The 22,985-nt window shown below is 73.5% G+C and carries 18 protein-coding genes and 3 pseudogenes; 18 read left to right on the top strand and 3 right to left on the bottom strand.

Annotated features, from left to right (window positions below; genetic code table 11):
* The first annotated feature begins 44 nt into the window (after positions 1-44).
* From rimP to C8046_RS04655, 14 genes and pseudogenes are all read left to right on the top strand, one after another.
* Entirely contained in the window at positions 45-539 is a 495-nt protein-coding gene (gene rimP / locus C8046_RS04720; protein WP_109228457.1) for a ribosome maturation factor RimP, read from the top strand.
* A complete protein-coding gene (gene nusA, locus C8046_RS04715) occupies positions 539-1,591 on the top strand; it encodes a transcription termination factor NusA (protein ID WP_109228456.1) in 1,053 nt (350 codons plus the stop codon). The genes rimP and nusA overlap by 1 nt, the downstream gene beginning before the upstream one ends.
* 4 nt (positions 1,592-1,595) lie before the next feature.
* Entirely contained in the window at positions 1,596-1,943 is a 348-nt protein-coding gene (locus C8046_RS04710) for a YlxR family protein (RefSeq protein ID WP_328587575.1), read from the top strand.
* A gap of 134 nt (positions 1,944-2,077) precedes the next feature.
* A pseudogene (gene infB / locus C8046_RS04705) lies at positions 2,078-4,957 on the top strand (translation initiation factor IF-2).
* Complete coding sequence (rbfA, locus tag C8046_RS04700; RefSeq protein WP_109228455.1) at positions 4,954-5,436, top strand: 30S ribosome-binding factor RbfA; 483 nt, start codon at positions 4,954-4,956, stop codon at positions 5,434-5,436. The pseudogene infB and the gene rbfA overlap by 4 nt, the downstream one beginning before the upstream one ends.
* Positions 5,437-5,537: 101 nt before the next feature.
* Positions 5,538-6,383, top strand: coding sequence for a tRNA pseudouridine(55) synthase TruB (gene truB / locus C8046_RS04695; RefSeq protein WP_419183546.1), 846 nt, complete (start codon positions 5,538-5,540; stop codon positions 6,381-6,383).
* Between the two features lie 53 nt (positions 6,384-6,436).
* Positions 6,437-7,171: an alpha/beta fold hydrolase gene (locus C8046_RS04690; RefSeq protein WP_158277130.1), complete on the top strand. Its 735-nt coding sequence runs from the start codon at positions 6,437-6,439 to the stop codon at positions 7,169-7,171.
* A 43-nt stretch (positions 7,172-7,214) separates the two neighbouring features.
* Positions 7,215-8,171: a bifunctional riboflavin kinase/FAD synthetase gene (locus C8046_RS04685; RefSeq protein ID WP_109228453.1), complete on the top strand. Its 957-nt coding sequence runs from the start codon at positions 7,215-7,217 to the stop codon at positions 8,169-8,171.
* 106 nt (positions 8,172-8,277) lie between these two features.
* Positions 8,278-8,547 carry a 30S ribosomal protein S15 gene (gene rpsO / locus C8046_RS04680; RefSeq protein ID WP_109228452.1) on the top strand — a complete coding sequence of 90 codons (270 nt, stop codon included), beginning with the start codon at positions 8,278-8,280 and terminating at the stop codon, positions 8,545-8,547.
* Between the two features lie 233 nt (positions 8,548-8,780).
* Positions 8,781-11,012 carry a polyribonucleotide nucleotidyltransferase gene (locus C8046_RS04675; RefSeq protein WP_109228451.1) on the top strand — a complete coding sequence of 744 codons (2,232 nt, stop codon included), beginning with the start codon at positions 8,781-8,783 and terminating at the stop codon, positions 11,010-11,012.
* A gap of 3 nt (positions 11,013-11,015) precedes the next feature.
* Positions 11,016-12,361: pseudogene (locus C8046_RS04670) on the top strand (M16 family metallopeptidase).
* 52 nt (positions 12,362-12,413) lie between these two features.
* A complete protein-coding gene (locus tag C8046_RS04665; protein WP_109228450.1) occupies positions 12,414-13,175 on the top strand; it encodes an SDR family NAD(P)-dependent oxidoreductase in 762 nt (253 codons plus the stop codon).
* Between the two features lie 26 nt (positions 13,176-13,201).
* Positions 13,202-13,945, top strand: coding sequence for a 4-hydroxy-tetrahydrodipicolinate reductase (dapB, locus tag C8046_RS04660; protein ID WP_109228449.1), 744 nt, complete (start codon positions 13,202-13,204; stop codon positions 13,943-13,945).
* Complete coding sequence (locus C8046_RS04655) at positions 13,942-14,412, top strand: tetratricopeptide repeat protein (protein WP_199224391.1); 471 nt, start codon at positions 13,942-13,944, stop codon at positions 14,410-14,412. Before dapB ends, C8046_RS04655 begins: the two co-directional genes overlap by 4 nt.
* Before the next feature lie 3 nt (positions 14,413-14,415).
* Here the strand turns inward: C8046_RS04655 and C8046_RS04650 are convergent, their stop codons facing one another.
* Together C8046_RS04650 and C8046_RS04645 are read right to left on the bottom strand one after the other, a co-directional pair.
* Positions 14,416-15,066 (bottom strand): TIGR00645 family protein, encoded by a 651-nt coding sequence (locus tag C8046_RS04650; protein ID WP_199224390.1) that lies wholly within the window; start codon positions 15,064-15,066, stop codon positions 14,416-14,418.
* 39 nt (positions 15,067-15,105) lie between these two features.
* Entirely contained in the window at positions 15,106-15,714 is a 609-nt protein-coding gene (locus C8046_RS04645; RefSeq protein WP_109230744.1) for a GNAT family N-acetyltransferase, read from the bottom strand.
* 185 nt (positions 15,715-15,899) lie between these two features.
* Here C8046_RS04645 and C8046_RS04640 point away from each other — a divergent pair, with 185 nt between their 5' ends.
* The 3 genes and pseudogenes from C8046_RS04640 (at position 15,900) to C8046_RS04630 (ending at position 19,855) form a co-directional block, all read left to right on the top strand.
* Positions 15,900-17,144 carry a M15 family metallopeptidase gene (locus tag C8046_RS04640; protein WP_109228448.1) on the top strand — a complete coding sequence of 415 codons (1,245 nt, stop codon included), beginning with the start codon at positions 15,900-15,902 and terminating at the stop codon, positions 17,142-17,144.
* A 70-nt stretch (positions 17,145-17,214) separates the two neighbouring features.
* A pseudogene (gene dapA, locus C8046_RS20180) lies at positions 17,215-18,140 on the top strand (4-hydroxy-tetrahydrodipicolinate synthase).
* A gap of 29 nt (positions 18,141-18,169) precedes the next feature.
* On the top strand, positions 18,170-19,855 hold the full coding sequence (locus C8046_RS04630) for a ribonuclease J (protein WP_109228447.1): 1,686 nt from the start codon (positions 18,170-18,172) through the stop codon (positions 19,853-19,855).
* A 291-nt stretch (positions 19,856-20,146) separates the two neighbouring features.
* On the opposite strand, the gene C8046_RS19145 is transcribed toward C8046_RS04630, so the two are convergent.
* On the bottom strand, positions 20,147-20,290 hold the full coding sequence (locus C8046_RS19145) for a hypothetical protein (protein WP_235866491.1): 144 nt from the start codon (positions 20,288-20,290) through the stop codon (positions 20,147-20,149).
* A 267-nt stretch (positions 20,291-20,557) separates the two neighbouring features.
* Here C8046_RS19145 and C8046_RS04625 point away from each other — a divergent pair, with 267 nt between their 5' ends.
* Positions 20,558-22,957: a DNA translocase FtsK gene (locus C8046_RS04625; protein ID WP_419183545.1), complete on the top strand. Its 2,400-nt coding sequence runs from the start codon at positions 20,558-20,560 to the stop codon at positions 22,955-22,957.
* The last annotated feature ends 28 nt before the right edge of the window (positions 22,958-22,985 follow it).

The raw sequence follows: 22,985 nt of genomic DNA, 5'->3' as shown, positions 1-22,985 counted from the left end.
TGCGCGCCCGGGGCACGGACGACAACTGGAGAAGAGGGAACGTCATGGGAGCCGATGCACTGGCCGCGCGACTGGTCGCGGTGCTCGAGCCGCTGGCCGGCGGTCACGACCTGGTGGTCGAGGGCGTGGACGTCCTCACCCGCGGCCGGCTCCGCACGGTCAAGGTCGTCCTCGACCTGGCCGACGGACCCGGGTCCCTCGGCTCGGACCTGCTCGGCGACGTGACCCGCGAGATCTCGACGGCGCTGGACGAGGGCGACCTCGTCGAAGGTGCCTACACGCTCGAGGTCTCCTCCCCGGGCACGAGCCGCCCCCTGACCACGCCCCGGCACTTCCGCCGGGCCGAGCGTCGTCTCGTCCGGTTCACGCTGGCCGACGGCGGGGAGCGGCTCGGCCGCGTCCGCTCCGCCGACGACGACGGCGTCACCGTCGCCTCGCCCGAGCCCGCCGCTCCCGTCGAGAACGACGTCACCCTGACCTACCCGCAGATCACCAAGGCCGTCGTCGAGGTCGAGCTGCGCCGCCTGGAGGAGAGCTGATGGACATCGACATGGCCGCGCTGCGGCTCATCGAGCGCGAGAAGGAGATCGGCTTCGACGTGCTGGTCTCGGCGATCGAGCAGGCGCTGCTCACCGCCTACGAGAAGACGCCGGACGCCCGATCGCGCGCCCGGGTCGAGATCGACCGCTCCACCGGCCACGTCAGCGTGCTGGTGACCGAGACCACGGGCGAGGGCGACGACCTCGTCACCCACACCTACGAGGACACCCCTGACGGCTTCGGTCGCGTGGCGACGGCGACGGCGCGCAGCGTCATCGTGCAGCGCCTGCGCGACGCCGAGGACGAGCAGGTCCTCGGCGCCTACCGGAGCTCCCAGCTCCAGCTGATCTCCGGCGTCGTGCAGCAGGGCGGCCGGGGCGGCGTCATCCTGGTCGACCTCGGCGGCGGTGTGGAGGCGGCGCTGCCGCCCCACGAGCAGGTGCCGGGCGAGGACCTCAAGCACGGCGAACGCATCAAGGCGTACGTGACCGAGGTCGGCCGGGGCCCCCGCGGCCCGGCGATCACGCTCTCGCGCACCCACCCCAACTTCGTCCGCCGACTGTTCGAGCACGAGGTGCCCGAGGTCGCCGACGGCAGCGTCGAGATCGTCGCGCTGGCGCGCGAGGCGGGCCACCGCACGAAGGTCGCCGTCGCCTCGCACGTCGCCGGCATGGGCGCCAAGGGCGCCTGCATCGGACCGATGGGTCAGCGCGTGCGCGCCGTCATGGCCGAGCTGCGCGGGGAGAAGATCGACATCGTCGACTTCTTCACCGACCCGGCCCGGTTCGTCGGCGCGGCGCTGTCGCCCGCCCGCGTGAGCAGCGTCACCGTCGTCGACGAGGCGGCCCGCGCGGCCCGCGTCGTCGTGCCCGACTACCAGCTGTCCCTCGCCATCGGCAAGGAGGGCCAGAACGCGCGCCTCGCGGCCCGCCTCACGGGCTGGCGGATCGACATCCGGTCCGACGCCGAGACGGCGGACGGCGGCTCGGCCCCCGGTCGCGACGAGGCCCCGACCGGGGCGGCGACCGACCGCGAGCCCGGTCAGGGGTAGACTGGTGGCTGGGTCAGCGACCCGACTTCCGCGCCCGTTGCGCGAACCATCCCCGTCCCCCGAGTCGATCGGCACTGCGCCGAGCCCCGGGAGCGGTCCGGTTCGCACGTGCGTGGGATGCCGGGAGCGCGGCCCGCGGTCCGGTCTGGTGCGGATCGTCGCCGTCGAGGGCACCGTCCTGGTGCTCGACGAACGGGGCGGAGCGCCGGGCAGGGGAGCGTGGCTGCACGTGCAGGAACGTTGCCTGGACCGGGCGCTCGCGCGCCACGCACTACCCCGAGCCCTGCGCCTGCAGGGAGCGGACGCCTCGCAGGTCGAGGCAGCACTGAGAGCGGCCATCCGCTCGAGGTGACGAGAACAGTTCACGAGCGAGAGCGGGACGAGACTCCGATGAGCACCCGATGAGCACCCGATGAGCACTCAGCAATGAGCTCGACCCAGTAGACGAGGTCCTCCCTTCCCGGGTGGACCCGGAGAAGGAGAGTTGTGGCCAAGACCCGCGTGCACGAACTTGCACGAGACCTCGGGATGAGCAGCAAGGATCTGCTCGACCAGCTGAAGGGGATGGGGGAGTACGTCAAGTCGGCGTCCTCGACCATCGAGTCCCCGGTGGAGCGCCGCGTCAGGGAGAAGTTCCCGACCGCGCCCGCCGCCGAGACCCCGCGGCACCCAAGCCCTCGACGCCCGCCGCCCCGCGCGGCCGGCGACCCCGGCCCCCGCGGCGACGCCCGCCGCCACCGCGCCCAGCGCGTCGCCGGCCGAGCGCCCCGCCGCCCCCGCGGCGGCCGCCCCCGCCGAGTCTCCGGCCGCCGCTCCCGCGGCGCCGTCGGCCTCGCCGGCCCGCCCGGGCGCCCCGCGTCCGGCAGCTCCGGCCCCGGCCGCTCCCGCCGAGGCTCCGGCCGCCGCGTCGAGCGCCCCGGCCCCCGGTCCGCGCAGCAGCGCGCGTCCGGGCAACAACCCGTTCGCACCGTCCCAGGGCATGCCGCGTCCCGGCCGCTCCGGCGGTGCGCCCGCGGCCGGCGGCGACCGCGCCGCGCGCCCGGGCAACAACCCGTTCGCACCCTCGCAGGGCATGCCCCGTCCCGGTGGCGGCAGCGGCGGCGCCGCTGCGGCCGGCCCCCGCCCCGGCGGGACCGGCGCTGCAGGTCCCCGTCCCGGCGGCTCCGGCGGTCCGGGTGCCGGTGGCCCCGTCCCGGCGGTCCCCGCCCCTCGCCCGGCGCCATGCCGGCGCGCAGCTCCGTCGGTCGTCCGGGCGCTCCCGCCCGCGGCGGCGCCGGTGCTCCCGGCCGCGGTGGCCCCGGTGGCCGTCCCGGCGCCGGTGGCGGTCGTCCCGGTGGTGGCGGCGGCTTCGGCGGCGCGCCCGCCGGTGGTGGCGGCGGTCGTCCCGGTGGCGGCGGCGGTCGTCCCGGTGGTGGCGGTCGCGGTGGCACGCAGGGTGCGTTCGGTCGCGCCGGTGGCCGTCCGGTCCGCGCCCGCAAGTCGCGTCGGGCGAAGCGCCAGGAGTTCGAGCAGATGTCGGCGCCGTCGATCGGTGGCGTGCAGGTTCCCCGCGGTGACGGCAGCACGGTCGTGCGCATCCGTCGCGGTGCGAGCCTCGCCGACTTCGCCGACCGCATCGACGCCAACCCCGCGAGCCTCGTGACGGTGCTGTTCCACCTCGGTGAGATGGCCACGGTCACGCAGGCGCTCGACGAGAACACGTTCGAGGCGCTCGGCGCCGAGCTCGGGTACGTCATCGAGGTCGTCTCGCCGGAGGACGAGGAGCGCGAGCTCTTCGGCAGCTTCGACATCGACCTCGACGCCGAGCTCGAGGGCGAGGGCGACGACGTCCTGCAGGCGCGTCCGCCCGTCGTGACCGTCATGGGTCACGTCGACCACGGAAAGACCAAGCTCCTCGACGCCATCCGTTCCACGGACGTCGTCGCGGGCGAGGCCGGCGGCATCACGCAGCACATCGGCGCCTACCAGGTGTCGGTCGAGCACGAGGACGCCGAGCGCGCGATCACCTTCATCGACACCCCGGGTCACGAGGCGTTCACCGCCATGCGTGCTCGCGGTGCCGACGTCACCGACATCGCGATCCTCGTGGTCGCGGCCGACGACGGCGTCATGCCCCAGACGGTCGAGGCGCTCAACCACGCCCAGGCCGCCGGGGTGCCGATCGTCGTCGCGGTCAACAAGGTCGACAAGGAGGGGGCGAACCCCGACAAGGTCATGCAGCAGCTGACCGAGTACAACCTCGTCGCCGAGGCCTACGGTGGCGAGACGATGTTCGTCAACGTGTCGGCCAAGAACCGCACGGGCATCGACGAGCTGCTCGAGGCCGTCCTCCTCACGGCGGACGCGTCCCTCGACCTGCGCGCCAACCCCGACAAGGACGCCCGCGGTGTGGCCATCGAGGCCAACCTGGACAAGGGCCGCGGCTCCGTCGCGACCGTCCTGGTCCAGTCCGGAACGCTGCACGTCGGCGACTCGATCGTGGCGGGCACGGCCTACGGCCGCGTGCGCGCCATGTTCGACGACCACGGCGACAACCTGACCGAGGCCGGCCCGTCCCGCCCCGTGCAGGTGCTCGGTCTGACGTCGGTGCCCCGCGCCGGTGACACGTTCATCGTGGCTCCGGACGACCGCACCGCCCGTCAGATCGCCGACAAGCGGGATGCTGCGGACCGTGCGGCCATGCTGGCCAAGCGTCGCAAGCGGATGAGCCTCGAGGACTTCACCCTCGCTCTCGAGCAGGGCAAGGTCTCCACGCTCAACCTCGTCCTCAAGGGCGACGTGTCCGGTGCCGTCGAGGCACTCGAGGACGCGCTGCTCAAGATCGACGTCGGGGCCGAGGTCGACCTGCGCATCATCCACCGCGGTGTCGGTGCGATCACGCAGAACGACGTCAACCTCGCGACCGTGGACAACGCGGTCATCATCGGCTTCAACGTGCGTCCCGACGTGCGGGTGGCCGAGCTGGCCGACCGCGAGGGTGTCGACATCCGGTACTACTCGGTCATCTACGCCGCGATCGACGACGTCGAGAGCTCGCTCAAGGGCATGCTCAAGCCGGTGTTCGAGGAGGTCCAGCTCGGGACCGCGGAGATCCGTCAGATCTTCCGCAGCTCCAAGTTCGGCAACATCGCCGGTTCGCTGGTCCGTTCGGGTCTCATCCGCCGCAACTCGTTCGCGCGAGTCCTGCGCGACGGCGTCGTGGTGGGCGACAACCTCAAGATCGAGTCGCTGCGCCGCGAGAAGGACGACGCGACCGAGGTCCGCGAGGGCTTCGAGTGCGGTATCGGGCTCGGGTCGTTCAACGACATCCGCGACGGCGACGTCATCGAGACGTTCGAGACGCGGGAGAAGGAGCGCACGGCGTGAGCGACAACTCTCGGGCGATCCGTCTCGGGGAGGCCGTCAAGGAGATCGTGGCGGTGATGCTCGAGCAGCGGATCAAGGATCCGCGACTCGGTTTCGTCACGGTCACCGACGTCAAGGTGACGGGCGACCTCCAGCACGCCACGGTGTTCTACACCGTGCTGGGCACCGATGCGGACGTCGAGGCCACGGCCGCGGCGCTCGAGTCGGCCAAGGGTCTGCTGCGGACCGAGGTCGGTCGGCGCACCGGGGTGAAGTTCACCCCGACGCTGACCTTCCAGCTGGACCGAACGCCGCAGACCGCGGCCGACATCGCCGAGGCGCTGCGCATCGCGTCACGGCGTGACGCGGAGGTCGCCGCCCTCGCGGCGGCGGCCACCTACGCCGGCGACGCCGACCCGTACAAGAAGCCCGTCGTCATCGACGACGAGGCGGACGGGCCGGACGACGGCGACGCCGACGACGAGCGGGCCGGGTCCTGAACCACGGGACGAGGCAGACGAGGCCGTCCGGGGAGACCCCGGACGGCCTCGTCGTCGTCGACAAGCCGGCGGGCTGGACCTCGCACGACGTGGTGGCCCGCATGCGGCGCCTGCTGCGGACCCGCAAGGTCGGCCACGCCGGCACGCTCGACCCGATGGCGACGGGCGTGCTCGTGCTCGGCGTCGGGCGCAGCACCCGGCTGCTCACCTACGTGGTGGGCGCCGACAAGACCTACCTGGCCACGATCAGGCTCGGGCAGGACACCGTCACCGACGACGCCGAGGGCGACGTGACCACCTCCGCCGGCGCTGCGGGGGTCGAGGACGCCGCGGTGCTCTCCGCCGTCGTCCCCCTCACGGGCGAGATCCTCCAGGTCCCCAGCGCGGTGAGCGCGATCAAGGTGGACGGCAAGCGCTCCTACGCCCGCGTCCGCGCGGGCGAGGAGGTCGCCCTGGCGTCCCGCCCGGTCACCGTGAGCGAGCTCGTGGTGCTGGACCGGCGCACCGCCGTGAGCGACGACGGCACCGCGGTGCTCGACGTCGACGTCCGCGTCACCTGCTCCTCGGGCACCTACATCCGCGCGATCGCTCGCGACCTCGGAGCCGCGCTGGGAACGGGCGGGCATCTCACGGCGCTGCGCCGGACCCGGGTGGGCGGGTTCGACGTCGACGGCGCCGCCGACCTCGACACGCTCGCGGCGGCCGGCGAGGGCGACGGGATCGTCCTGCTCCCGCCCGCCGCGGCCGCGGCGGCCGTGATGACCGTCCGCGAGGTCGACGCCGCCGAGACCGCCTCGCTGGGCTACGGGCAGCGCATCGCGCCGTCCGGCACCGAGGCGCCGGTGGCCGCCGTCGATCCGGACGGTGTGCTCGTCGCGGTGCTGGCGGACGAGACGCGCGACGGCGTGGTGCGCGCCCGGCCCGTGATCGTCCTCGCGCCGCGCTGACGCCCGCCGGCGCGCCCAGGCGGTGCCCAGCGGCACGCGGCACACTGGGGCTCGTGACTGCGCTGCGCGACCTCCGCCACCCCGGCGCCCTCGTCGGCCCCCTGTGGGTCGTGACGGTGGGCTCCGGTCCGCCGGTCGTGCTGCTGCACGGCAACTCCGAGAGCCACCACGTCTTCGACAACCTCGTGCCGCACCTGGCGGGAGAGATGACGCTGGTCGGCATCGACTCGCGCGGGCACGGGCTCAGCCCGCGCGGCGCCCGCGGGCTGACGATCGCGGCGATGGCCGACGACGTCGCCGTCACCCTCGCCCGGCTCGGCCTGGACCGACCGCTCGTGGTCGGGTTCAGCGACGGCGGCAACATCGCCCTCGAGCTGGCGCTGCGCCACCCCGGGGCGGCGGGACGGCTCGTCGTGGTCGGGGCGAACCTCTTCCCCGAGGGCCTCAGGCCCGTCGGCAAGGCGCTCACCGACGCCGCGCACGCCGCGGCCGTCGTCGGCGCGCGCGTGGCCCCGAACCTCGAACCGCTCGCCGAACGGCTCGGTCTCATGGTCCACGACCCGCACATCGACCCCGCCCGGCTCGCGGGGCTGACCCAGGAGGTCCTCGTCGTCGTGGGGGAGCGGGACGCCGTCCGCCCCGAGCACACCGCCCTCATCGTCGACTCGCTGCCGCGCGGCCGCCTCGCGGTGGTGCCCGGGGTGGGACACATGGTGCCCGTCCGGGCGCCGGCTCAGCTCGCCGACCTCGTGCGTGACCTGGCCCGCCGTCCGGAGGTGGCAGGCTAGAGGGCGCTCCGCCGCTCCCGGCGGGCAGGAACAGGAGTGTGGCGTGGAGGTCTGGGACGGACTGGGACGTGTGCCGACCGGCACCGGTCCGAGCGTGGTGACGATCGGGAACTTCGACGGCGTCCACCGCGGTCACGCCGAGGTGCTCGGGCACGTCGTGGAGCAGGCCCGCGCGCGCGGCGCCATCGCCGTCGCGATGACCTTCGACCCGCACCCCGCCGCCGTCCACCGCCCCGGTGACGCCCCCGTGCAGCTGACCGGCCTGGCCGACAAGCTCGAGCTGATCGAGCAGGCCGGCATCGACGCCGTGCTCGTGGTCGGCTACACGGCCGACTTCGCGGCCCAGTCGCCCGAGCAGTTCGTCCGCCGCTACCTCGTGGACACCCTCCGACCAGTCCTGGTCGTGGTAGGCCACGACGTGCGCTTCGGTGCCGGCAACTCGGGGGACCGCGAGACGATGGCCGAGCTCGGCCGCCTCCACGGCTTCGAGGTGCAGGTGCTCGACGACGTCGCCTCCACCGACGAGCGGCGCTGGTCCTCGACATGGGCGCGCGAGCTCCTCGAGGCGGGACGGGTGGACGAGCTCGCCGGCGTGCTCGGCCGCTGCCACACGATGCGCGGCGCCGTCGTCCACGGCGACGCCCGTGGACGCCTGCTCGGCTTCCCCACGGCGAACCTCGATCCCGCCTCGTCGGGCGCGGTGCCCGCGGACGGCGTCTACGCCGGCTGGCTCGTGCGCGACGACGGGACGCGACTGCCCGCGGCCGTGTCGGTGGGGACCAACCCGACGTTCGACGGCCTCGCGCGGCGCGTGGAGGCCCACGTCATCGGTCGCACGGACCTCGACCTGTACGGCGAGGAGGTCGTGGTCGTGTTCGTCTCGATGCTCCGCCCGACCTGGCGGTTCGACGACGTCGACGCGCTCGTCGTGCAGATGCACGCCGACTGCGCGCAGGCCCTCGAGGTGCTCGGGGTCACGGGGCCGACACCCGGGGCGTGACCTCGGGCGTGGTGTAGGGTGGACGCGCCGTCAGAACGGCCGCGGATCTCTTCTGCCCGGGTGAACCAGCCCCGGTGCGCCGCGCAACGACACCACCTGGAGAACCATGCCTCTCGATGCAGCCGTCAAGCAGTCGATCATCGCCGAGTACGCCACCACCGAGGGTGACACCGGTTCGCCGGAGGTCCAGATCGCGATGCTCTCGCAGCGCATCAAGGACCTGACCGAGCACCTCAAGACCCACAAGCACGACCACCACAGCCGTCGGGGCCTCATGCTCCTGGTCGGCCAGCGTCGTCGCCTCCTGGGCTACCTGCAGAAGGTCGAGATCGAGCGCTACCGCTCGATCATCGAGCGCCTCGGTCTGCGCCGCTAGCACCCGCCGCTCCGGCCCGGGCCCGTCAGGGTCCGGGCCGGACGCGCATGCACGACCGCGGCCGGGGGACCGGCCGCAGCACCAGCACCACACACCAGTCACATCACCAGCGCCGGCACCGCCGTCGGTCCTCGGTAGTGGCCCCCGCCTCCAGCCCCTCGCGGGGCGACGGAGCGTGAGCCTCGATCGAAGACAGTCGTCGGGCGGCGCGCGAACCACGAAGGAGGGCACCCGTGGAGGGTCCCGAGATCACGTTCGCCGAGGCCACGATCGACAACGGTCGCTTCGGCACCCGCACCATCCGCTTCGAGACCGGCCGCCTGGCCAAGCAGGCCGGCGGCGCCGTCCTGACCACGCTCGACGAGGACACCGTCGTGCTGTCCACGACGACGGCCGGCAAGCACCCCCGTGAGGGCTTCGACTTCTTCCCCCTCACGGTGGACGTCGAGGAGCGCCAGTACGCGGCCGGCAAGATCCCCGGCTCGTTCTTCCGTCGCGAGGGCCGCCCCTCGACCGAGGCGATCCTGGCCTGCCGCCTGATCGACCGCCCGCTGCGCCCGCTGTTCGTCAAGGGCCTGCGCAACGAGGTCCAGGTCGTCGAGACCGTCCTCGCGATCCACCCCGACGACGCCTACGACGTGCTGGCGATCAACGCCGCCTCCGCGTCCACGCAGATCTCCGGCCTGCCGTTCTCCGGCCCGGTCGGCGCCGTCCGCGTCTCCCTCATCGACGGCCAGTGGGTCGCCTTCCCGCGCTACTCCGAGTCGGCCAAGGCCGTCTTCGAGATGGTCGTGGCGGGCCGCGTCGTCGAGACCCCCGAGGGCACCGACGTCGCCATCGCGATGATCGAGGCCGAGGCGTCCGAGGCCGCCTGGGACCTCATCCACAACCAGGGCCAGCAGGCGCCGACCGAGGACGTCGTGGCCGCCGGCCTCGAGGCCTCCAAGCCGTTCATCCGCGCCCTCGCCGAGGCCCAGGTCTCCCTCGCCTCGCAGGCGGCCAAGGAGATCCGTTCCTTCCCGCTGTTCCCGGACTACCAGCCCGACGCGTTCGAGGCCCTGTCCGCCCAGGTGAGCGAGGACCTCGAGAGCGCCCTGCAGATCGCCGACAAGGCGACCCGCGAGGCCCGCCTCGACGAGGTCCGCGACGCCGGCATCGGCGCCCTCCAGGCCGGGTTCGACGGCCGCGAGAAGGAGCTGAACGCCGCGTACCGCGCCCTGACGAAGGCCGCGATCCGTCGCCGCATCCTCACGGACAGCTTCCGCATCGACGGCCGTGGCCTGCGCGACATCCGTCCGCTGTCCGCCGAGGTCGAGGTCCTGCCCCGCGTCCACGGCTCGGCGATCTTCGAGCGCGGCGAGACCCAGATCATGGGTGTCACCACGCTGAACATGCTCAAGATGGAGCAGCAGCTCGACACGCTGTCGCCCGTCTCGCGCAAGCGCTACATGCACAACTACAACTTCCCGCCCTACTCCACGGGCGAGACGGGCCGCGTCGGCAGCCCCAAGCGTCGCGAGATCGGCCACGGCGCGCTCGCCGAGCGCGCGATCATGCCGGTGCTCCCGGGCCGCGAGGAGTTCCCCTACGCGATCCGTCAGGTCTCCGAGGCGCTGAGCTCCAACGGCTCGACGTCGATGGGTTCCGTCTGCGCCTCGACCCTGTCGCTGCTGAACGCCGGGGTGCCGCTGCGCGCCGCCGTCGCCGGCATCGCCATGGGCCTGGTGTCCGAGAGCATCGACGGTGAGACCCGCTACGCGGCGCTCACCGACATCCTCGGCGCCGAGGACGCGTTCGGCGACATGGACTTCAAGGTCGCCGGTACCCGCGAGTTCGTCACGGCCATCCAGCTGGACACCAAGCTCGACGGCATCCCCGCCTCGGTGCTCGCCGGTGCGCTCTCCCAGGCGAAGGAGGCTCGCCTCGCGATCCTCGACGTCATGGCCGAGGCCATCGACACGCCCGACGAGATGGCCGCGACCGCGCCCCGTGTGATCACGGTGCAGGTCCCGGTCGACAAGATCGGCGAGGTCATCGGGCCGAAGGGCAAGATGATCAACCAGATCCAGGCGGACACCGGCGCCGACATCTCCATCGAGGATGACGGCACCGTGTTCATCGGCGCGACGGACGGCCCGTCCGCCGAGGCCGCGCGGGCGGCGATCAACGCGATCGCGAACCCGCACATGCCCGAGATCGGCGAGCGTTTCGTCGGCACCGTGGTGAAGACGACGACCTTCGGCGCGTTCATCTCGCTCTCGCCCGGCAAGGACGGTCTGCTGCACATCAGCCAGATCCGTCGCCTCGTCGGTGGCAAGCGCGTGGAGAACGTCGAGGACGTCCTCGGCATCGGCCAGAAGGTCCAGGTCGAGCTCGCCGAGATCGACCCGCGCGGCAAGCTCTCGCTGCACGCGGTGATCGACGAGGAGGCGGACTCCTCCGCCTCCGAAGGCTCGGAGGCCTGAGCCGTGCCTCGACCTCTGGAGCTCGGCGCACCGGGCTCGGAGCTCGAGGCCACCCTGCCGGGCGGGGCGCTGCTGCGACGCAGCGTCCTGCCCGGCGGTATCCGGGTGCTGACCGAGGCGTCGCCCGCCTCGCGCTCGGTCTCCCTCTCGGCCACGGTGGCCGTCGGCTCCCGTGACGAGAGCGACGGACACCACGGCTCGACGCACTTCCTCGAGCACCTCCTCTTCAAGGGCACGCAGCGCCGCGACGCGCTCGCGATCGCCGAGGCGTTCGACGAGGTCGGTGGCGAGGCCAACGCCGCCACCGGCAAGGAGAGCACCTCCTACTACGCGCGCGTGCTCGACGACAACCGCGCCATGGCCATGGACGTCCTGCTCGACATGGTGACGTCCGCGACGCTCGAGACCGACGACTTCGAGCTCGAGCGCGGCGTGATCCTCGAGGAGCTCGCCATGACCGACGACGACCCGGGCGACGTCGCGCACGAGGCCTTCACCGGCGCCGTGTTCGCGCAGCACGAGCTCGGCCGCCCGATCGGCGGCACCCCCGAGACGATCCGGTCCGTGCCGCGCGACGCGGTCTGGGAGCACTACCGCCGCACCTACGGGCCGTCCGAGCTCGTGGTCACCGCCGCGGGAGGGGTCGACCACGACGAGCTGTGCGACCTCGTGCTCACCGGTGCCGCGCTCGGCGGCTGGGAGCTCGACGACGCCGCACGCCCCGTCGCGCGCCGCACCGGCGCCACCTTCGCCGACGCCCCGGGCTCGGCCACCACGATCAACCGTCCCACCGAGCAGGCGAACATCCTGCTCGGCGGCCGCGCGCTGCAGGCGGGCGACCCCGACGGTTCGCCATGTCCGTGCTGAACGCGGTCCTGGGCGGCGGGATGTCCTCCCGGTTGTTCCAGGAGATCCGTGAGCGCCGCGGTCTGGCCTACTCCACCTACTCCTTCTCCGCCGGCTACACCGAGGCGGGGCTCTTCGGCCTGTATGCGGGTTGCACCCCCGGCAAGGTCGACGAGGTCGTCGAGGTCATGGACGCGCAGTGGCGCGCCCTGGCCGCCGACGGCATCACGGCCGACGAGCTTCGCCGCGCCGTCGGGCAGCTGCGCGGCTCGCTCGTGCTCGGGCTCGAGGACACCGGCTCCCGGATGGCCCGTCTCACGCGTTCCGAGATCTCGCTCGGCGAGCTCTGGACGATGGAGGAGACGCTCGCCGCGCTGCGCGCCGTGACGGCCGAGGAGGTGGCCGAGCTGGCCGCCGACCTGCTGGCCCGGCCCCGCTCGCTCGTCGTCGTCGGACCGTTCACGTCCGATCGTGCCGGCGAGATGCTCGCCCGCATCGCCTGAGGTCCCCGGACCCGCGGCACCGCCCCACGTCACGTCACCCCTGGAGGTCGTCATGCCCGCCCCCGCCGCACCCCCGCGCCGCACCGTCGTCACCGGGGGAGGCACCGGCCTGGGGGCCGCGATCGCCCAGCGCTTCGCGGCCGACGGCGACGACGTCGTCATCGTCGGCCGCCGCGCCGACGTGCTCGTGGAGACGGCCGGGCGGATCAACACCGAGGTCGGGCGCGACGCCGTGACGACCTACGCCTGCGACCTCGCCGACGCGTCCGCGGTCGAGATCCTGGTCGCGACCGTGTCCGCCGGCGGCCCGATCGACGTGCTGGTCGCCAACGCCGGCGGCGGCTCCACCCGGGCCGGGGCCGACCTCGCCGAGACGGCGAGCCTGACGACCGACCTGTTCACGCTCAACGTGCTCACGGCCGTCCTGACGATCGAGGCGTTCCGGCCGCACCTGCGTCGGCCGGGGGCCCGGGTCGTCACGATGAGCTCGATCGCCGGCGTGCGCGGCGGTGGCACCTACGGCGCCATGAAGGGTGCGATCTCCTCGCTCACCCTCGGCCTGGCCGCCGAGCTCGGACCCGAGGGGATCACCGTGAACGCGCTCGCCCCCGGCTTCGTGCCCGACACGGGATTCTGGGAGGGCCGGCTGACCGACGCCGCCGTCGACCAGCGCGTGCGCCCGACCCTGCTCGGCCGCGCCGGGCTGCCGTCGGAGGTGGCCGACGCCGCCGCGTACCTGGCGGGCCCGGGCGCGGCCTGGACCACCGGCCAGATCCTCCAGGTCAACGGGGGCGCCTGCCTCGGGCGAGGCTGACCCTCGCCGCTGGTTAGGGTGGACGGGTGAGCATCAGGGTGGCCGTGCTGGGCGCGGCAGGACGTATGGGCAGCACGACGGTCGCGGCGGTCCACGCGGCGTCGGACCTGGAGCTCGTCGCCGAGCTCGAGGCCGACGGCGACGTCGCCGGGCTCGCGGGGGTGGCCGACGTCGCGATCGACTTCACCGTCCCGCAGGCGACGGAGGCCAACGTCCACGCGCTGCTGGACGCCGGCGTGCACGCCGTCGTCGGGACCACCGGCTGGGACGCCGCCGCGCTCGATCGCGTCCGCGCCCACGCGTCCACGCGCCCCGACGTCGGCGTGCTGATCGCCCCCAACTTCGCGCTGTCGGCGGTGCTGGCGATGCGGTTCGCCGCCGTCGCCGCGCGCTACTTCGCCTCGGCCGAGGTGGTCGAGATGCACCACCCGCGCAAGCTCGACGCGCCGTCCGGCACGGCCGTGCACACCGCACAGGGCATCGCCGCCGCCCGCACCGGCGCGGGCCTGGGCACCATGGCCGACGCGACCTCGACCGCCCTCCCCGGCGCCCGCGGCGCCGACGTCGACGGCGTGAACGTGCACTCGCTCCGGCTCGAGGGTCTCGTGGCGCACGAGCAGATCTTCCTGTCCAACCCGGGCGAGCTCCTGACGATCCGCACCGACTCGTTCGACCGCGCCAGCTTCATGCCCGGCGTCCTGCTCGCCGTCCGCGAGGTCGTGGCGCACCCCGGCCTGTCTGTCGGGCTCGAGACGTTCCTGGGCCTGTGAGGCCCTCGCTCGCGCGACGCTCGCTGTGGGCGGCGATCGCGCTCATCGTCCTGCTCGGTCTCTACGTCGTGGCTGTGGGGGAGCGCGGGCTGCTGCTGCTCCGCTCCGGCGAGCCGGTCGGGATCGCCCTGGGCGCCGCCGTCGCCGTCATCCCGCTGATGACGGTCTGGTTCATCGTCCACGAGGTCCGCCAGGCGCGGGCCGTCGACCGCCTCACCGGCCTGCTCGCGGACGAGGGCGCGCTCGAGGTCGACGACCTGCCGCGCAGCCCCGGCGGCCGGATCGACCGCACGGTCGCGGCGGACCGCTTCGAGCCCGCGCGCGAGGCCGTCGAGGCCGAGCCGGAGAGCTGGCGCGCCTGGTACCGGCTGGGGTGGGCCTACGACGCCGCCGGCGACCGCCGTCGGGCGCGCGAGGCGCTGCGGACGTCCGTGCGGCTCGAACGCGGGGAGCGCCGGGCCCGCTAGCCGTCAGTGGGCGGCGTCATCGCTCCGGTAGGACACGCCCTCGTCGCCGCGCTCGGCGTTCGCGGACCGCTGCCTGGGGCTGAGCGTCATCCGGTCGATCCACGCCAGCGCCAGGGCCGAGGCGACGAAGGCCAGGTGGATGAAGGTCTGCCACATCATGACCTCGCCGGAGACGTGGCCGTAGCCGGACTCGATGAAGGTGCGCAGCAGGTGGATCGACGAGATCCCGATGATGCTCATGGCGAGCTTGGTCTTCAGGACGTTGGCGTTGACGTGGCTCAGCCACTCGGGCTGGTCGGGGTGGCCGTCCAGCCGCATGCGCGAGACGAACGTCTCGTACCCGCCGATGATCACCATGATCAGCAGGTTGGAGATCATCACGACGTCGACCAGGCCCAGCACGAGCAGCATGGTCGTGGCCTCGGCGGAGAACCCCTCCATGTTGTGGACCGCGTGCTCGTTGCCGAGGATCGTGTACTGGGAGAGAGCGACGAGCTCCTTGATGAACTGCCAGACGTAGAAGACCTGCGCGACGATCAGGCCGGCGTAGAGCGGGGCCTGCAGCCAGCGCGAGGCGAAGATGAAGTTCGAGAAGGCGCTCACCCGCACGCTCTGCTCGGTTCCGGGCGCGGGGGTGGGGGAGGTGCTGGTCACAGAGGTTCCTCGAGGGCTGGCGATGGGGAACGGAAGAGGTCAGTGGGTGTGGCCCGCGTGGGCGTCGCCGCCCGGCGCCGGCTCCCGGGGCCCGAGGGCCCCGGTGAGGAGGAACTCCTCGACCTCGCCGGCCGGGGTCGCGAGCACGCGACGCACGCCGGCCTCGGCGAGGCCGGCCGAGGTGAGGAACGTCGAGCGCTCGCCGTCCTCGCGCAGGCACCAGGCGCCCACGTGGTGGGCGCCGCGCTCGCGGGCCAGGTCGACGACGGCCGCGAGCAGGCGCGATCCGTGGCCCTGGCGCCGGTCCGGGGCGGCGACCTCGAGGGCGACGAGCTCGGCGGTCCAGCCGCCGTCGCCGTCGTCGGTTCCGTCCTGCGCCGTGCCGGCGAGCGAGGCGGCTGACGGCGCGGCCGCCGCGAAGCCCACGGTCCGGGGACCCGCCGTCGCCACGAGCACGCGACCGCGGCGGTCGGGCGGGGACGAGATCGCCGCGGCCCAGGTGGCGAGCACGGCGGCCTCGTCGAGCGACTCGACGGCGACCGGTCCGAGCCGCTCGCGCCACGCCGCCAGCTGGACGGCGGTGATGGTGGCGGCGTCGTCGGCGGTGGCGGGCCGCACGGCGACGTCGGCGACGAGGGGCGAGGTCATGGCGACCATTCTGAGGCACGACGGCGGGGGCCGTGCACCTCGCCGTGACCTGATCGTGACATTCGCGGTAATCTCGTCCGTCGGCGGTGTCCTCCGCCCGCCCCGCACGCCGTCGAGGAGGCCCAGGTGAGCTCGACCCTGACGTCTCCGCGCACCCTCCCCCGCGCCCGTCGCGTCGCCGCATCGTGCGCCGACGCCGGACCGTCGCCGTCGCCCTCGTGCTCGCGCTGATCGGCGGAGGGACGGCCGCGTACGTGACTGAGCGCGCCGCCCGCGCGGAGCGCGTGGAGACGGCCCGCAGCGACGCCGCGACGGCGGAGGCGGGGCTGCGCAGCGACCTCGACGCCGCCCTGGGCGAGCTGCGCACGGCCGCCGACGACGGCGGTGCGGTGCTGGCGGGCACCGACCTCGACGCCGTCGACACCCCCGAGGACGCGCGCGGTCTGGCCAACGCGGGTCTCGACGCCGTCCCGATCGACGCGCTGACGCTCGCGCTCGCCGACGCCCAGGCGCAGCTGGACACGCCGATCACCGTGGCCACGCGCCCGGAGACGGTGGAGAACGTGCGCGTCGACGCCCCGGTCTCGACCACGCCGAGCGTCACGGACGTGCAGGCCTCGACCGCCGCCGTCGCGGGCGCCGTCGAGGACGTACGGACGGCCCGGACGACGGTCGCCACCCAGGCGGTCACGGACGCGCTCGCCCCCGCCCGGTCGCGCCTGGCGCAGTGGGAGCCGATCGCCGCCGACCCCGCCCAGCTCGACGACCTGCGCTCGGCGGTCGCTGCGGCCGCGGCCGCGACCGACGGGACCGCCCCGACGGACCTCGCGGGCCTCGCGGTGCTCCGGGCGTCGCTCGAGACCGCCACCGCCGCGCACCCCGAGGTCGTCACCAGCCCCGACGCCCCGACGTCGATCGACGGCGTCCCGATCGTGAACAAGGCGATCCCGCTCCCGGACGGCTACGACCCGGGCCTGCTACCCGAGGTCGCCGCCGCCTTCGACGCCATGGCGGCCACCGCCGCGGCGGAGGCCGGGCTGCGCCTCTTCGTCCACTCCGGCTACCGCAGCTACGGCGACCAGCTCGTCACCTACGACGGCTGGGCGGCCCTGCACGGGCGCAACGCCGCGGACCGGTTCTCCTCGCGCCCCGGGTACTCGGAGCACCAGAGCGGGCTCTCGCTCGACGTCAACGACGCCTCCCGCTCCTTCGACGGCACGCCCGAGGCGCTGTGGGTCGCCGCCAACGCCCACCGGTTCGGCTTCGTGGTCCGCTACCCGGAGGGCAAGGAGGCCGTCACGGGCTACGTCCACGAGCCGTGGCACCTGCGCCACCTCGGGGTGGAGCTCGCGACCCGGCTCGTGACGTCGGGGCTCACGCTCGAGGAGCACCTCGGCGTGCGGTCCGCGTACGCACCGGACGCCTCGTGACGGCCGTCGCACGGGGTCGGGGAGCCGACGCGGAATCGGGCGTGGGCCGTCCGAGCGGTAGGTTCGTCCCATGAGCACCCGCAACGCGCGCGCGCTGGAGGAGTTCGGCTCCGTCCTCGTGGCGATGGTGACCCCGATGCACCCCGACGGCAGCATCGACGTCGACTCGGCCTGCGCCCTGGCGACCCGTCTCGTGGACGACGGAGCGAACGGTCTCGTGCTCAACGGCACGACGGGGGAGTCGCCGACCACGCACCAGCCGGAGAAGGACGCGCTCGTGCGCGCCGTCGTCGACGCGGTGGGGGACCGGGCCCGCATCATCGCCGGCGCCGGCTCGAACGACACCGAGCACGCCGTCCGCATCGCGCAGGGGCCGAGCGCACCGGGGCGCACGGACTCCTCGTCGTCGCCCCGTACTACAACCGTCCCTCCCAGGAGGGCGTGTACCGCCACATCCACCGCGTCGTCGAGGCGGCCGACCTGCCGGTCATGCTGTACGACATCCCCGGCCGCACCGGCGTCGCGATCGGTGACGACGTCCTCGACAGGCTCGCCGCGCACGACCGCGTGCTGGCGGTCAAGGACGCCACGGGCGACGTCCCCACCGGCTTCGCCCGGATGCGCCGGACCGGACTCGCCTTCTACTCGGGCGACGACAACCTCAACCTCGCGTGGCTCACCCACGGCGCCGTCGGCGTCGTGAGCGTCGTCGGTCACGTCGTGGCCGGCGCCTACGCCGAGATGGTCGAGCGGATCGGCGCGGGCGACCTGCGCCGGGCGCAGGACCTCGCCGTCGAGCTCGCCCCCGTGTGCGACGCGATCATGGGAGGCGGCCAGGGTGCCGTCTACGCGAAGGCGACCCTCGAGCTGCTCGGCACCATCCCGCACCGCAGCGTGCGATCCCCGCTCGTCGAGGCCGACGCCGACGAGCTCACAGACCTTGCCGAGCGGCTGCGCGCCCTCGGCATCCTCGCGGCCCAGCCCGCGACACCCTGACCCACGGGTCAGCCGAAGGAAGGAACTCCATGTCCCACCCGCATCCCGACCTGCCCCTGCCCGGTCCGCTGCCCGAGGGCGCCCTGCGCGTCGTCGCGCTCGGCGGTCTCGGCGAGGTCGGCCGCAACATGGCCGTGCTCGAGTACGGCGGCCGCCTGCTCATCATCGACTGCGGTGTCCTGTTCCCCGAGGACCACCAGCCCGGCGTCGACCTGATCCTCCCGGACTTCTCCTCGATCGCCGACCGTCTCGACGACGTCGAGGCCGTCGTGCTGACGCACGGCCACGAGGACCACATCGGGGCCGTCCCCTACCTGCTCCGGCTGCGCAAGGACATCCCGCTGATCGGATCGAAGCTCACGCTCGCGTTCATCAGCGCCAAGCTCAAGGAGCACCGCATCACGCCGGTGCTGCGCCAGGTCGCCGAGGGCGAGACCGCGAAGCTCGGTCCGTTCGACCTCGAGTTCATCGCGGTCAACCACTCCATCCCGGACGCGCTCGCCGTGGCCGTCACCACCGGCGCCGGCACCGTGCTCCACACGGGTGACTTCAAGATGGACCAGCTGCCGCTCGACGGCCGCATCACCGACCTGCGCGCCTTCGCCCGCCTCGGCGAGAAGGGCGTGGACCTGTTCATGCCCGACTCGACCAACGCGGAGGTCCCGGGCTTCACGACGGCGGAGGCCGAGATCGGCCCGGTCCTGGACCAGGTCTTCGCGAACGCCTCCGGGCGCCTGGTCGTGGCGAGCTTCGCCTCGCACGTGCACCGTGTGCAGCAGGTGATCGACGCCGCCTGGGCCAACGAGCGCAAGGTCGCCCTGGTGGGCCGCTCGATGGTGCGCAACATGACGATCGCCGCCGAGATGGGCTACCTCAAGGTGCCGCCGGGCGTGCTCGTGGACGTCAAGCGCATCGACGACCTGCCCGCCGACCGCGTGGTGCTCATGTGCACCGGGTCGCAGGGCGAGCCGATGGCCGCCCTGTCGCGCATCGCCAACCGCGACCACCGCGTCGAGGTCGGCCCGGGGGACACCATCGTCCTGGCCTCCTCGCTCATCCCCGGCAACGAGAACGCGGTCTTCCGCGTGATCAACGGCCTCATGCGCCTGGGCGCGAAGGTCGTGCACTCCGGCAACGCCAAGGTGCACGTCTCCGGTCACGCCAGCGCCGGCGAGCTCCTGTACTGCTACAACATCATCAAGCCGAAGAACGTCATGCCGGTGCACGGCGAGATCCGCCACCTGGTCGCGAACGGTGCCCTCGCCGTCAAGACCGGTGTCGAGCCGGAGCGCGTCATCCTCGCGGAGGACGGCGTGGTCGTCGACCTCATCGACGGGCGTGCGCGCATCGTCGGCGCGGTCCCGTGCGGCTACGTCTACGTCGACGGCTCGAGCATCGGCGAGATCGGCGAGAACGACCTCAAGGACCGTCGCATCCTCTCGGAGGAGGGCTTCATCTCCGTCTTCGCGGTGGTCGACGCCACGACCGGTCAGGTCATCGCCGGCCCGCAGGTGCACACCCGGGGCCTGGCGGAGAACGACGCCACCCTCAAGGACGTCATCCCGCAGGTCTCCCAGGCACTCGCCGAGGCGGCCAGGGGCGGCAACGCCGACACGCACCAGCTGCAGCAGGTCGTGCGACGGGTCGTGGGCCGCTGGGCCTCCACGCGGCTGCGTCGTCGCCCGATGATCATCCCGGTGGTCGTCGAGGCCTGAGCCCCGACCGCCCGCACGACCGACGGACCCCGCCAGCAGGCGGGGTCCGTCGGTCGTTCCCGGGCAGGTACGGGCCGTGGGCGGGCGGAGGGCAGGGGTCGGGCGGGTGTCGGTCCCGGGCGCGGGCTGACCCGCGTGGTTGAGTTGGCGCGTGGAGTGCGCCCGCACAGGGCGCCCCGCACCGCACCAGGAGGAGAACCACATGGCAGGCAAGCAGGCGTCCCCCGGACGCACGGCCTCGGCGGCGCGCGCAGCCGGTCGGACCGATGCGACACGGACGACGGCTGCCGGTCAGGCCAGGACGGCGTCCACCTCGCGCGCGACGGCGACCGGCACCAAGCCGGCCGCGAAGACCTCGGCCTCGGGCCAGTCGAGCCCGGGACGCAGCTCCGGCGGCACCAAGGGTGGCAGCTCACGCTCGGGCGGCAGCTCCAAGGCCCCCGCCACCCCGCCCCGCCCCGCGCTCCCGGTCCGGATGGCCCGCGGCGTCTGGCTCGGGACCGCGCACGTCCTCGGCGGTGCCGCCCGTTCGGTCGGCACCGGGCCAAGGGGATCGACCCCTCGCTCCGTCGCGACGGCCTCGCCCTGCTGCTCGTCGCGCTGGCCATCGCGGTCGGCGCACGCGAGTGGTTCTCGCTCACGGGCTCGGGCCCCGACATCATCCACGTCGTCGCCGCGGGCGCCGTCGGACGTGTCGCCGTCGTGATCCCCGTGCTGCTCGTCGCCCTGGCCGTCCGCCTCATGCGCCACCCCGACCTCGGCCCCGCCAACGGCCGCATCACCATCGGTCTGTCGGTCATCACGTTCGCGGTCTGCGGACTCTTCGCCGTCGGTGGCGGTCTGCCCGAGCCCGGGGCCGGCTGGGCGGGGCTGCGCGGCGCCGGCGGCATCGTCGGTTGGGTCGCGGCGAACCCGGTCTCAGCGCTGCTGAGCGAGGTCGTGACGATCCCGCTGCTCGTGATCCTGGCGTTCTTCGGCCTCCTCGTGCTGACCGCGACGCCGGTGCGCGCCATCCCCGAGCGCCTCGGTGCGCTCGGCGACAAGATCGCCGGGCACCACCCGGAGCGCGATGACGAGGCCCGCGACGGCGAGGAGCACCCCGACGACGAGGACCTCCCCGCGCAGGCGCTGGGTCGGGCGCGCGGTCGCAAGCCGTCCGGCGCGCGGCCCGCGATCGGCGAGCGCGTCGCCGACGAGGCCTTCGTGCGCCCCGACCTGCACGAGGAGCTGCCCGAGCCCGAGCCGGTCCGACCGGCTCGAAGCTCGCGCCCGGGCCGCACCGTCCCTGCCGCCGGCACGGACGCGGCCGAGGCGGCCGCGCTCGCCCGCAGCCGGGCCGCCGCCCCGGTCTCGGCGGCGGGCGACGTCGTCGACATCGACCTCGCCGACCCCATCACCGAGCCGCTCGAGCTCCAGGCCCCGCCGACGCAGGTGCTGCCGCCGCGGGCAGAGCAGCTCATGCTCGACCCGTCGCTCACCTACACGCTGCCCGCCGCGGACGTGCTGGTGGAGGGGGCGCCGCACAAGAAGCGCAGCGCAGTGAACGACCGCGTCGTCGAGGCGCTCACCGACGTGCTGACCCAGTTCGACGTCGACGCCGAGGTCACGGGCTTCACCCGCGGTCCGACGGTCACGCGGTACGAGGTCGAGCTCGGCGCCGGCACCAAGGTCGAGCGCGTCACCGCACTGAGCAAGAACATCTCCTACGCCGTCGCCAGCGCCGACGTCCGCATCCTCTCGCCGATCCCCGGCAAGTCCGCGATCGGTATCGAGATCCCCAACGCCGACCGCGAGACGGTCGTGCTGGGGGACGTGCTGCGCTCGTCCGTCGCGCACCGCGACGAGCACCCGATGGTGATGGGCGTGGGCAAGGACGTCGAGGGCGGCTACGTCATCGCGAACCTCGCCAAGATGCCGCACCTGCTCGTGGCCGGTGCCACGGGCGCGGGCAAGTCGAGCTTCGTCAACTCGATGATCGTCTCGATCATGATGCGCTCCACGCCCGAGGAGGTCCGCATGATCCTCGTGGACCCCAAGCGCGTCGAGCTCACGATGTACGAGGGCATCCCGCACCTCATCACCCCGATCATCACCAACCCCAAGAAGGCCGCCGAGGCGCTGGACTGGGTGGTGCGGGAGATGGACGCGCGCTACGACGACCTCGCGAACTTCGGCTTCAAGCACATCGACGACTTCAACAAGGCCGTGCGGTCGGGCCGGCTGAAGCCGCTGCCCGGCAGCGAGCGCGTGCTCACGCCGTACCCGTACCTGCTGGTCGTGGTGGACGAGCTGGCCGACCTGATGATGGTCGCCCCGCGCGACGTCGAGGCGTCGATCCAGCGCATCACGCAGCTCGCGCGTGCGGCCGGCATCCACCTCGTGCTCGCGACCCAGCGACCGTCGGTCGACGTCGTCACGGGTCTCATCAAGGCCAACGTCCCCAGCCGGCTGGCGTTCGCGACGTCGTCGCTCGCCGACTCGCGCGTCGTGCTCGACCAGCCCGGCGCCGAGAAGCTCATCGGCCAGGGCGACGCGCTCTTCCTGCCGATGGGGTCGGCCAAGCCGATGCGCGTGCAGGGGGCGTGGGTCACCGAGTCCGAGGTGCACGCCGTCGTCGAGCACGTGAAGAGCCAGCTCAAGCCGTCCTACCGCGAGGACGTCGCCGTCGTGGCGACCAAGAAGCAGGTGGACGAGGACATCGGCGACGACCTCGAGCTCCTGCTGCAGGCGGCCGAGCTCGTCGTGACGACGCAGTTCGGCTCGACCTCCATGCTCCAGCGCAAGCTGCGGGTCGGCTTCGCCAAGGCCGGACGTCTGATGGACCTGCTGGAGTCCCGCGAGATCGTCGGCCCGTCCGAGGGCTCCAAGGCGCGCGACGTCATGGTCACGCCCGAGGAGCTGCCGGGCACGCTCGCGGTGCTGCGCGGCGAGGAGGCGCCGGCCGGGTCGGCGGCGCCGTCGGGTCCGTCCGGCCCGACAACCGCCCCCTCCGCCGGGCCGGTCGACCTCGTGGCGCAGGACCTGGCCTCGCGGCCGCAGGTCTACGCGGACGGCGACGACGACGAGGAGTCCGAGGACGCCTGGAGCCTCACCGGACGCTGAGTCGGCGCGGGTTCGCCAGCGCGGACTC

The sequence above is a fragment of the Serinibacter arcticus genome (genome assembly GCF_003121705.1).
Lineage (GTDB): Bacteria > Actinomycetota > Actinomycetes > Actinomycetales > Beutenbergiaceae > Litorihabitans.
This window is presented reverse-complemented; position numbering and strand designations above follow the sequence as displayed.

Bases quoted from the DNA above. Each gene is read 5' to 3' on its own strand.
- rimP (WP_109228457.1), top strand. From the start codon at position 45: ATGGGAGCCGATGCACTGGCCGCGCGACTGGTCGCGGTGCTCGAGCCG.
- nusA (WP_109228456.1), top strand. From the start codon at position 539: ATGGACATCGACATGGCCGCGCTGCGGCTCATCGAGCGCGAGAAGGAG.
- truB (WP_419183546.1), top strand. From the start codon at position 5,538: ATGCGGCGCCTGCTGCGGACCCGCAAGGTCGGCCACGCCGGCACGCTC.
- rpsO (WP_109228452.1), top strand. From the start codon at position 8,278: ATGCCTCTCGATGCAGCCGTCAAGCAGTCGATCATCGCCGAGTACGCC.
- C8046_RS04665 (WP_109228450.1), top strand. From the start codon at position 12,414: ATGCCCGCCCCCGCCGCACCCCCGCGCCGCACCGTCGTCACCGGGGGA.
- C8046_RS04645 (WP_109230744.1), bottom strand. From the start codon at position 15,714: ATGACCTCGCCCCTCGTCGCCGACGTCGCCGTGCGGCCCGCCACCGCC.
- C8046_RS04630 (WP_109228447.1), top strand. From the start codon at position 18,170: ATGTCCCACCCGCATCCCGACCTGCCCCTGCCCGGTCCGCTGCCCGAG.